Below are 11,390 nucleotides of genomic sequence, written 5' to 3'. Positions count from 1 at the left end.
AGAGTACGTGTACAAGAGATCCGTGGAGCCAGAATCCTTTTTCCATTGACGAGGCTTCAAAAAGATATCTTCAAGGCGTTTGAAGTCAAAGAGCCTGAGTAGGTATAAGAAAAGCCGGGATTTCAGGATCTATGTATTGCTCTGCTTTGGCTTTAAGGGAAGCTTTGGCATCTTCCGGAGCCAAAGTATCCATGATTCCCAGAAGAAAATCTTTACGTGCAGCGTCTGTAAGGTTGATGGCGGTCTTCATCTGTGCTGCCATGCTCCGCATGAGCGCCAGTTGCTGGGACGATCCTTTTGTATTTTGTGCTAAAAGTTCAATGATTTTTGATATTTTGAGGACATATGGATTGGTACCCTCTGTAAAAGCGATATCCGTATCGTAAACACCGGGGCCGCCTAGAATGGATTTCAGGCTGGGTTCAAAAACCACAAGCGTGGTGATGGGGGTGATATTGGCTGCTCCTTTGGGAGCCATCATGGGAAAGGCGGTGATACCGAGAAGGACATCGTTCCCGCCTTTGGAAGCTAACACGTAATCATAGGAAGGCGTTGCAGGGAGGATGAAGTCGCCCTGGTTTCCGGAGTTTGCCTGGGTGAAAAGTTCTTCTCCAAGAATTTGAAAATCACCGATTCCGTCTTGTTCTATCCGATCGGCCCATACGGTGGCACCACTGATGTAGTTTTGTGCTACCTTGCCGCTGGGGGCGGCAGGAATGGGATCGGGTGTGACACCGCCACTGGTAGTGCTGTCGCCACATCCTGTAATCAGGGTGATAAGGGCGGCTGCTATGAAAAACCATTGGATTTTTTTCATAAACATGGAATCTCCTTTTGAATCTGGAAAGGGTAAAATAAAACCTCTACGCACCATAACCTGATCGCATGGAGAGGAGAAGGGGATTCCATCATGATTTTTGTGAGGGGACGGGCAGTGGGTGGGAAACCTGCTTTTTCCCGCGCTGCAGGAAAATAAAAAGCCTACGGTTTTGTACCGTAGGCTTTAATGTATTTGTGGTAGCGGGGGCTGGATTTGAACCAACGACCTTCGGGTTATGAGCCCGACGAGCTACCAGACTGCTCCACCCCGCAGCAACGAGTCGGAAACCTACGCCTTATGCGGTGGGCTGTCAAGCATTTTTTGTGCCCTGGTTTTTGGGGATTTCAGGTCCGTGGTGGGGATGCCATAAAAGAGGCTGTAGCACACAGGCACAAAGACAAGGGTGATGAGGGTGGCAAAGAGGAGACCTGAAAAAATGGTGATGGCCATGGGCTGCCACATGGGGCCGCCGCCGATCCACAAAGGGATGAGCCCGAGGGCCGTTGTGGCCGTGGTGAGCAGGATGGGGCGGAAACGCTGACAGGCCGCTGCCACAATGGCCTGTGAGGGCTCCAGACCGTTTTCTTCGATTTCAATGCGGATGCGGTCCAGGAGTACAATACCGTTGTTGATCACAATGCCCGCCAGGCTGATGAGACCGAGAAAGGCCATGAAGCCGAAGCTTGAGCGGAAAATGAAAAGCCCCAGTGCCACGCCGATGATTCCCAGCGGGATGGTGAGGAGGACAATCAGAGGTTTTTTGAGGGAATTGAACTGGGCAATGAGCAGGAGAACAATGACAAAAAAGGAAATGGGAAGCTTGGCCGTCACAGCGCCCATGGCTTTGGCGCTGTCTTCGGCCTCACCGCCCAGAGTATAGGTATAGCCCTGGCCCCAGCGGGGTGCGGTTTCGGCCAGCCAGAGTTTCATGGGGCCCATGATTTCAGAGGCTGTGACATGGCCGAGGGTTTCCGCGCTGACCGTGAGGGTGCGGTGCAGATCCCTGCGCAGGATTTTGGCGGGTTCCCAGACCAGGGCAATGTCCGCCACCTGTTTTAAGGGTACGCTTCTTCCCGTGGACTGGCTGTGGATGTTGAGGCCCTCCAGGGCCGCCATATCCATGACCCCCGGATTTTCCCTTATCATGATGATAGGAAGGCTCCGGTCTCCTTCCCTGTAAATGCCCGTTGAAGATCCGGAGAGCAGGGTCTGAAGGGTGGTGGCCACATCCTGGCTGCTGATTCCTGCGAGATGGGCGCGGTTCTGATCAATGAGAATTCTGAATTTTCGTGTGCGGATGCCCCAGTCATCGGCGACGTTGCGAACACCTTCCATGCTGCGGAGCTTGTCTTTGACACGTTCTCCAATGGCAAAGAGGCGATCGGGATCTTCACCCTGGATGCGGATGGCTATGGGTTTGGCGGAGCCACCACCGGATTTGAGGCGGGATACCTGAGCGGTGACATCGGGGAAGCGGTTGAGGCAGAAGGCGTATACCGCATCCTTGACCGCATCGTTGATGTCATCGCCTGTGGTGTTGATCAGAAGATGGGCGGTGTGGGGGGCGGCTTCCGGCGGGCTGTAACCGAGATCGTACTTGGGCGCGCCCTGGCCCACAAAGGAGGCAAAGCGGGTGACGCCCTTTCCGTTTCTGTCCGCCATGAGTTCTTTCTGGATGAAGGCCTCCAGCTCACGGGTGACGCTGTCCGTGACGGCGATATCCACACCAATGGGCAGCTCGAGATTGGCGCTGATCATGGGGGTATCGCTGTCCGCAAAGAAGACAAAGGGGATGAACCGGAAGAGCCCGAGGCTTGCGATGAAAACCAGGGCTGTGATCAGGGCAAAGGTTCCGGGTCGCTGGAGTACGGAGATGAGGACTTTTTCATATTGCCTGCGGATGCGGGCAATGGGGCCTGCGTCTTCCTTTTTGTCCGTGTCCACCCGTATCCACACCATGGCCAGCATGGGAATGAGGCTCAGGGAGAGCAGCCAGGATACGAGCAGGGCCGTGCTGACCACAAGAAAGAGCGGGCCCATGATCTCGCCCATCACGGAATTGGCAAGAAAGAAACTCACGAAGGCAGCGGCCGTTGTGAGGGAGGAAACCAGAAGGGGGATGGTGAGCTCTCTTGAAGCGTTGAGGGCGGCGTCCAGTTTTTTTTCTCCGGCTTCCATGCGCACCATCATGGCTTCGCTCATGACGATGGCGTTGTCCACCAGCATGCCCAGAGCGATGATGAGGGAGGCAAGGGAAACCTGATTGAGGCCCACCCCCAGAAAGGACATGATAAAGAGGGTGCAGAGAATGGCCGAGGGGATGAGGGAGGAAACCACAAAACCCGTGCGCAGGCCGAGGAAAAGAAACATGGTGATCAGCACCACCACCACGCTCTGGATGAGGTTGCCTGTGAAGTTCTCGATGGCCGTATGCACCTTGGTATCCTGGGAGGCCACACGGACAAAATCAATGCCGTGGGGATAAAGGCTTTGCAGTTCAAGGAGCCTGGCGTCAATGGCCTTTCCCATTTCAAGGATGTTGCCCCCTTTTTTGAGGGAACAGCCCAGAACCAGACCGGGAACGCCATGGATGCGTACGTGGTTGTCCGTGGGATCGGCATAGCCCCTTTCCACAGTGGCCACATCCCTCAGGCGCAGCAGGGTGGGACTGCCGGAGGGAGATACGATGAGATTTTTCAGATCTTCCAGATCCTCAAAATTTCCAGAAGGTTCCAGGCTGATGCGGTTTTTCCCGATGGTGACGCTGCCTCCGGGGAAAAGGATGTTGGTGGCCTGGATGATGGCGGCAAGCTGGCCCTGGGTGAGGCCCAGTCCCGTGAGCCGGGCTTCGTCATAGCGGATGTAAATGCGTTCCGCCTGCTCTCCGCGGATCTCCACCCGGGCCACATCCGGAAGCTTGATGAGATGATCCCTTACCGCATCCCCCACTTTTTTGAGTTCCGCAGGCGTGAAGCCTTCCCCTGTAATGCCGATGAGAATGCCGAAAACATCGCCCAGTTCATCATTGATTCGGGTGCTGCTGCCTTCGGGAAGGCTGGGCCGCACATCCTCCACCTTGCGTCGGATATGGTCGAAAATGGGCCGAAGCTCGTATTCGCTTTCCTTGATGTTTACCATGACAACGGAAACTCCGGGTCTTGATTCTGAGGTGATGAAATCCACCTCCGGAATTTCCTGAACGGCCTTTTCAATGGCGTCGCTCACCAGCTGCTCCACCCGTGGCGGAGAAGCGCCGGGAAAGGTTGTGACGATGGATACGGTGCGCACGAGAAAGGGCGGCATGTCATCCTTGGGCATGGCGCGGAAGCTTTGCAGGCCGCCAAGGAGCAGAACCGCAATGAGAGTCAGGGTCAGCCAGCGGTTGTGAAGGGCGCTCCGGGTGACATTCATGGCGTGGCCTCCGGATTTTCATGGCGGACCACCATGCCTTCGGCCAGGCGGGAAACCCCTGCGGTCACCACCCGTTCCCCGGCCTTGAGGCCTTCTGTCACCACCATGCGCTCGCCGATGAGGTCTCCCAGGGTGACGGGACGGCGGTGGATCACGGCTGTGCCCTCCCTTTCTCCGGGAAGGAGGACCCAGACAAAGCGGCCTTCGGGGTCTTCCATAACGGCAAAAAGGGGCACAAGAATGTGTTTTTCGTGGAGATCATCACTCATGTGAAAGGTGACTTCTGCGGGCATGCCGGGCCGGATGCGACTGTCGGGCTCCTGGATGCGCACCGTTACCGGGTAGGTGGACTGGGCATCGCTGACATAGGACACCTCATAGACCCGGCCGGTGAACCTCCGCTCCGGAAGGGCGCTGAAACGTAAGGCCACGGGATCTCCTGGGTGAATGCGGCTGATGTAGGCTTCGGGAACTCCGGCCCGCACCAGCATGGCGTCATCGGTGCTCAGGGTGACCACCGTGGCTCCGGCCTGCACGTTTTCATTGTTTTCCGCATTCACGCTGGCAATGCGGCCTGCGGCCGGAGAGAGGAGGCTTGCGTAGGACAGTCGGCTCTCCTGCAGGGCGATGCGCTGGAGGGTGGCTTCATAGTCGGCGGCTGCGGCCGCATAGCGGCTTTTGGCGGTCTCGTACTCGCTTAAGGCCACATTGTCTCTGGCATAGAGGCTGCGGACCCTTTCCAGGGCTGCTGCTGCGGTGTTTCTCTGGGCTTTTGTGTTTTCCAGAACCGCCTGAAGCTCCGAAAGGCTGAGGCGGTCGTCCCTGTCATCCAGCCTTGCAATGAGCTGCCCCTGCATGACGGCATCCCCCATTTTCACGGGAAGGTCCACAATCTGACCTGCAATGCGAAAGCCCAGGCGGATTTCCGAAGCCGGTCTTGCCTGCCCCGTGAAGGTGCGGGTTTCAGAGAGACTCTGCAGGGTCAGAATCTCATGGCGTACAGGCCTCAGTTCGGGCTGGAGGTCTTCGGTTTTCTGCCCGCAGCCGGAAAAGAAGAGGAGGGTGCAGAGAAGAAGGGAAAGAAAGAAGGGGTTCATGGGTTTTCCTTAGCTTTTGGGTTTTGAGGCGCCTTGGAAAAAGGCCTGATGCCCTTGCTGTCATCGGGCGTATTCTCTGTAACGATCCAGAAAAGCCGCGGACGCCCGTGAGGAGGAGAGGGCTGGATAAAAGCCCAGGGCATGTTGCAGTTTCAGTCTTGCCATGAGGAGGGCGTAATGGACGACGGCTTCGGATTCCCTGGCCTCAATGTCCGCATTGCGGGCATCCATGAGATCCACAATGGAGGCCGCTCCCTTGGTGTAGGCATCCTGAACCAGGGCAAGGTTGTCCTGGGAAGCCTGGGCCGCCTGTCGTGCAAAGTCGAGATCAAAGAGGGCTGCGACCACGTCCGCCAGACGGTTTCTCACATCTTCCCGGATGCGGCGCAGGGTCTCTTCCTTTTCCAGCTCCAGACGGCGGACACCGGCGCGGGCTGCCGCCTGGGAGGCCCTTATCTCACCGCCGCTGTACAGGGTCCATGAAGCCTGAACCCCCACCTGCCAACGGTCATCCGCAGGAAGGGGGATGTGGGAGCCTTCGCCACTGCGATCCAGCACATGGGCGGCGCTGGCGGCAAGGGCCACTTCGGGGGTGTAGGCCCGGCGTTTCTGAAAGGCTTCCTCCCGTGTTGCCGCAGCCAGTGCGGCCTGGAGCACAAGGGCTTCGGGCCTCAGGTTTTCGGCTTCCCTTTCGAGAAAAAGGGAGAAGCGCTCAAGGGCCTGGGGGGTTCGGATTTCCCTTGAAAGGGGAATATCACTGGCGGCCGTAAAAAAAGCTTCTTCGGATCCGGCGTCCCGGATGTGGATTTCCTGATCCAGGGGCCAGCCCAGGCGTCGTTTGAGGCCGTTTTCCGCCTGTTCCACGGCAATGACCGCCGCAAGGAGACTCTGTCTTGCCCGGGCCAGGGCGTTTTCCCAGCGCAGGACTTCCGCCCGGCCCGTGTATCCCACATCCCTGCGCTGACTGGCGATATCAAGGTTTTTACGGGTATGTCCCGCCGTATCTTCCCGGATGCGCAGGAGGCTCCGGCTGCGCAGAAGCTCCAGACAGGCCCCGCCCACATCCAGCACGGCGTCAAGCCTTGCCTGCTCCAGCCGGGCCTTTGCCTGATCCCTTTCCCGTTCGCCTGTGTACACGGCGGTATTGATTTGATCGGCAAAAAGAACCTGGCGGACAGTGGCGGCGACTTCCGCTGTTTTTTCCGCAGCGCCACCGATGCTGTGATCCCTGTCCTGGATCTGGCCCCGGACTTCTGCTCCCAGGCTGGGCAGGCGGCCTGCTGCTGCGGCCCTGCCCCTGGCTGTTGCTGCATGCAGGTTTTCTTCAGCCTGAAGGATGGCGTTGTGGCGTTTGAGGGCTTCGTGGACAAGATCGGTAAAGCTCCGGGCCTCTCCGGTTCGGGGTTCAGGGACGGCAATGCGGGCTTCGGTGAGGATATCCCAGGCCGGTGAAAACCCGATGGCCTTTGCCGTGGCAAGGTTGAGGTAAATATGGGTATCGGCTTCCATGGTGACGGGGATGCGGCTGAGATCCCCGTCAGAGGCCCAGGCCTCCACGCGTAAGGCGAGAAGGCGGGCCAGCCGTTGCCACTCGGTTTCGGGCAGGGCTCCCGCCAGAGCGCCTTCCCGGACATCGCTTTCGCCTTTCAGGGAAAAGAGGGGAAGCCTGCGGTGGATGGCTTCCTGAAGGATTGCCCGGCGGAGGGGCTGGGGGTAGCGGTACAGCCCGCCAAGGAGAACGGCGTCACAGTCCTGGGGAATGGGGGAGGGCTGATCCTCCTGGAAAGGAGGAGGAAAGACAAAGGCGATGCCGAGTTCCGTACTCAGATTTTCCAGCACGGCCTGGGTGGCCTTTTCCACCAGAATGGGGCTTTCAATGAATACGGCAAGCCTTCTGAAGCCCGTGAGCCGGTGAAAGGTGCGGATATCCCCTTCAAGGGAGCCCGGTGTCACAAGGTAGGTGAAATGCTTTTTCCCGGAGCTTCCATCGGCAGTGAGGGGAAGGTGCTGCAATCTGGCGTCCACAACGCCTAAGGCAATGAGGGGCTTGCTGAAGGCGGACTGTCCGGCAAGGACAGGGGCGGAAAAACCGCCGAGGGCCAGGATGAGATCCGCATCTTTGCGTCCGGCCAGGGTGGCGTAGGCCCCAAGGATGGCGGCTTCCCCGGTTCCGGGAAAAAGCAGGCCGTTTTCCGGTATCCGGAGGGTGCGGTTTTTTCCAAGAAGCGTCTGGCTTTCCGTGAGTATTTCCTCAACAAAGGCCCGGATTTCCGGAGTATCGGCGTCGCTGATGACGGCAATGCGCAGGGGCGGACCCTGGGAAAAAGCGGAAGAGGGAAGAAAGAGAAAGAGGCATAAAAGGAAAAGCAGGAAATGGGAAAAATAGTGCAGGGGCAAGGAAAGAGCCTTTCTCCGGTGGGGGGCGCCGGTTTTCGTCTTTGACGGACATTCCGGGGACGAGGCGGTTTCTGGGGGGTCAGAATTTGTCATAGGCGATCATCTCCTCCTCTACGCCGAGGTTAAAGAGGATGTCCACCACCGCATCCACCATGACCGGTGGGCCGCAGAGGTAGTATTCAATCTCGGTGGGGTCTTTATGGTCTTTGAGATAGGTATCGTACAGCACCTGGTGGATGAAGCCTGTGGGGCCTTCCCATGCGTCTGCGGGCAGAGGTTCGGAGAGCGCCACCTGATAGCGGAAATTGGGGCAGGTTTCGCTGAGGGCCCGGAATTCTTCATCATAGAACATCTCCCTTCTGGAGCGCGCTCCGTACCAGAAGGTTATTCTGCGGTCTGTCTTCAGGGTGTTGAGCTGATGAAGAATGTGGCTGCGCATGGGGGCCATGCCCGCGCCGCCGCCCACAAAGCAGATTTCCCTTTTTGTGTCCTTCACAAGAAAATCGCCGTAGGGGCCGCTGAAGGTGACCGCATCCCCTTCTCTGAGACTGAAGATATAGGAAGAGCCGACGCCCGGAGGCGCGTTTTCCTTCTCTTCCGGCGGAGTGGCGATGCGCACGGTGAGCCGCGGTTCCCTTTCATAGGGGGGATTGGCCAGGGAGTAGGCCCGGAACACCCGTTCCTCGGAGCGGGTCTGAATGTTCCAGAGCTGGTATTTGTCCCAGTCATCCACATAGGCGCTGCCGATGTTGAAATCTTTAAAAGAGAGTCGGTATTCGGGAATGTCGATCTGGATGTACTGGCCCGCCTCAAAGTCAAAGTCCTCATCGGGATCCACCCGGAGAACAAGCTCTTTGATGTAGGTGGCCACATTGTTGTTGGAAACCACGGTGGCATGGTATTTCCGGATGCTGAAAATCTCTTCGGGAATTTCAATGGCCATGTCGTTTCTCACCTTGAGCTGGCAGGCGAGGCGCACACCTTCGCTTTTTTCCCTGCGGTTGAGGTGGGCAAGTTCCGTGGGCAGCACATCACCGCCTCCGGCCGTGACTCTGCATTTGCACATGCCGCAGGTGCCGCCGCCTCCACAGGCCGAGGGCAGGAGAATGCCCTGGCTGACAAGGCTGCTCAAGAGGGTGGTTCCGCTGGAGACCACCAGGGTTTTTTCTTCATCTCCGTTGATGCGGATATGGCTGTCTTCTTTTTTGACAAGGCGGGATTCCACAAAAAGAAGGAGAAAGACAAGGGACAGGGTGACTCCGGAAAACACCGCAAAGCTGATCAGATAAATCATGGGAACCCTCCTTTGCTACAGGGCGATGCCGGAAAAGATCATGAAGCCCATGGCCATGAGACCTGTCACGATCATGGTGATGCCGTAGCCTTCGAGGCCGTAGGGAAGATCCGCATACCGCAGTTTCTGCCTTAAGGCCGCCATGGCCACAATGGCAAGAAACCAGCCTGTGCCCGAGCCTAAGCCGAACACCAGGGATTCGCTGAACCCGTATTCCCTCTCCACCATGAAAAGGGAGGTGCCGAGGATGGCGCAGTTGACGGCAATGAGGGGCAGAAAAACCCCTAAGGCAGTGTAAAGGGCCTGGGAGAGGCGTTCGATGATCATCTCCACGATCTGCACCATGGCGGCAATGGAGGCGATGAAGGTGATGAAGCGCAGAAAGTTGAGATCCACATCGGGAAACCCGGCCCAGGCGAGGGCTCCGGGAGCCAAAAGAAAGTTGTGGATCATCCAGTTCACCGGTGTGGTGATGGCCAGTACAAAGACCACGGCAATACCAAGACCTGTGGCGGTTCTGAGGTTGCCGGACACGGCCACAAAGGAGCACATGCCAAGGAAGTAGGCGAGGAGGATGTTGCCCACAAAAACGGAGTTGATAAAGATGCCCATCAGGTTTTCCACCGTGCACTCCTTTTCGGGAAGGATCATTTTCAGCATACAGGCGGTCGTACGGGTCTGTTTTTTCGAACGGAAGCGTCATGTGCCTTCATGATCCTGGGATATGTCCAGAATCATGGTGTGAAGGGTTGCCACAAGTTCCGGAATACGGGTGCTGCATACGTCAAAGATGACATCCGCATCCATTTCGAAATAATGATGACTTATGATCTCAAGTTTCGGACTTGATGCAAGGCTTTGATTTTAAAGTGTAAAATTTTAAAATCGTAGATTTTTTATATTGAAACGCCCCTTAATTTAGCGTATAAGACAATCGCCTAAACCGTCGAATCCACTAAAGAAAGAGGCTTTTTATGAATACAACACCCAAGATCAAAAATCAACACAGTTTTACTAGACTCCTGAATGATTTGGACTATGTAGTTTCAAAAACAACATTGCGCACTTTACTCCATAGATGTGGTTTTCATAAAAAAAGAGGCATCCCTGTATTCGAAATATTAAGCACTTTTTTTCTCTTACCATTTGCTCAAAAAAATATTTCTGACGGAATTGTAAACAACGAGTCTGTCAGTTTTGGAAAAGATGCTTTTTATTCTTTGATTAACAATTCTAAATTGAACTGGCGGAAGCTACTCCTTGAAATATCAGCAAAACACCTAAGAATGATCTCATCTCTAACAAAAAGAGAACTTGTTTTGATTCTTGATGCTTCTGCCTATGTTAGAAATCGATCAAAAAACGTAGAACTCCTTGGAACCGTTAAAGATCACTCTAAGAAATGTTATGTCCGAGGCTTTCGTATGGAGACGGCAGCCTTGTCAGATGGCCATACTTTGGTTCCCGTAGATTTTGGGTTGTTAACAAATGCTGATTCTAAAAAACGCTTTTGTGAGGCACGTAAAGACATTGATTCCCGGACATGCGGCGGTGGAAGAAGGAAAGAAGCCCTTGTAAAGACCACTGATTTTATAGTTCAAATGGTGAATCGAATTAAAAAGAAAAACATTCCTTTTGACTACGTTTTAATGGATTCCTGGTATGGAAAACCAGCAATCATTGCTTCAATGCATGAATTTGCACCGGTGATCTGCAAACTTCCCAAAGGTAAAACACACTACACATTTAATGGTAAAAATATGAATATAAAGGAAATATATTCTAAGCTGAGAAAAAAATCAGGAAGAGCCCACATCCTTACATCAACTGATGTGAAATTGCCTCAATCACAACTTCCCGCAAAGCTTATTTTTATCAGGCACAGAAGCTCTAAAGACTGGCTTTGTATCCTTTCTACAGATCTGAATCTGGAGCCAGAAGAGATTGTGAGAATTTACGGAAAACGTTGGGATATAGAGGTTTTCTTTAAAATGGCAAAACAGCATCTTCGATTGGAGTCTGAGATTCAGAGCCGAAACTATGATGCTTTAATAGCCCATGTTTCCATTGTATTTTTAAGATACCAATTTATGGTTTGGAGACTAAGAAACCATGAAGACCAGAGAACTTTTGGTGGAATGTTCAGGCTTTGCAATCAAGAAATAAAAGATATCACTCTCGCAGAAGCTCTTGAAAGAATCATGGTTATGGTTCTTAGGATTGCTGAATCTTTACCTTTCAAAATTGATGCAATTGAGTCTTTAAAAGAGATATTTATTGACTGTCTTAATTTGTTCTTTATTCCACAAGATTATATAGACAAGCAAAAGGACCAAATCTTATCTCAATAACTCAAGTCCGAAACTTGAGT

At 54.4% G+C, this 11,390-nt stretch carries 7 protein-coding genes and 1 tRNA gene; 1 reads left to right on the top strand and 7 read right to left on the bottom strand.

The window, feature by feature from the left end:
* Positions 1-85 precede the first annotated feature (85 nt).
* The 7 genes from RBR60_RS15060 to nqrE all read right to left on the bottom strand — a co-directional run bounded on the left by RBR60_RS15060 (position 86) and on the right by nqrE (position 9,643).
* The gene (locus RBR60_RS15060; protein ID WP_320358278.1) at positions 86-823 is read right to left on the bottom strand and encodes a hypothetical protein; all 738 of its coding nucleotides are present in this window, start codon (positions 821-823) and stop codon (positions 86-88) included.
* A gap of 192 nt (positions 824-1,015) precedes the next feature.
* Positions 1,016-1,092: transfer RNA gene (locus tag RBR60_RS15055), tRNA-Met, on the bottom strand.
* 16 nt (positions 1,093-1,108) lie between these two features.
* The gene (locus tag RBR60_RS15050; RefSeq protein WP_320358275.1) at positions 1,109-4,231 is read right to left on the bottom strand and encodes an efflux RND transporter permease subunit; all 3,123 of its coding nucleotides are present in this window, start codon (positions 4,229-4,231) and stop codon (positions 1,109-1,111) included.
* Positions 4,228-5,328, bottom strand: coding sequence for an efflux RND transporter periplasmic adaptor subunit (locus tag RBR60_RS15045; protein WP_320358272.1), 1,101 nt, complete (start codon positions 5,326-5,328; stop codon positions 4,228-4,230). Before RBR60_RS15045 ends, RBR60_RS15050 begins: the two co-directional genes overlap by 4 nt.
* A gap of 60 nt (positions 5,329-5,388) precedes the next feature.
* On the bottom strand, positions 5,389-7,818 hold the full coding sequence (locus RBR60_RS15040) for a TolC family protein (RefSeq protein ID WP_320358270.1): 2,430 nt from the start codon (positions 7,816-7,818) through the stop codon (positions 5,389-5,391).
* Positions 7,805-9,019: an NADH:ubiquinone reductase (Na(+)-transporting) subunit F gene (gene nqrF, locus RBR60_RS15035; protein ID WP_320358268.1), complete on the bottom strand. Its 1,215-nt coding sequence runs from the start codon at positions 9,017-9,019 to the stop codon at positions 7,805-7,807. Before nqrF ends, RBR60_RS15040 begins: the two co-directional genes overlap by 14 nt.
* A 15-nt stretch (positions 9,020-9,034) precedes the next feature.
* Positions 9,035-9,643, bottom strand: a complete 609-nt coding sequence (nqrE, locus tag RBR60_RS15030) for an NADH:ubiquinone reductase (Na(+)-transporting) subunit E (protein ID WP_320358266.1) — start codon at positions 9,641-9,643, stop codon at positions 9,035-9,037.
* Between the two features lie 350 nt (positions 9,644-9,993).
* Here nqrE and RBR60_RS15025 point away from each other — a divergent pair, with 350 nt between their 5' ends.
* Positions 9,994-11,370, top strand: a complete 1,377-nt coding sequence (locus tag RBR60_RS15025) for a transposase (RefSeq protein WP_320358264.1) — start codon at positions 9,994-9,996, stop codon at positions 11,368-11,370.
* The last annotated feature ends 20 nt before the right edge of the window (positions 11,371-11,390 follow it).

The organism is Desulfobotulus sp., assembly GCF_034006065.1.
Classification (GTDB): domain Bacteria; phylum Desulfobacterota; class Desulfobacteria; order Desulfobacterales; family ASO4-4; genus Desulfobotulus.
This window is presented reverse-complemented; position numbering and strand designations above follow the sequence as displayed.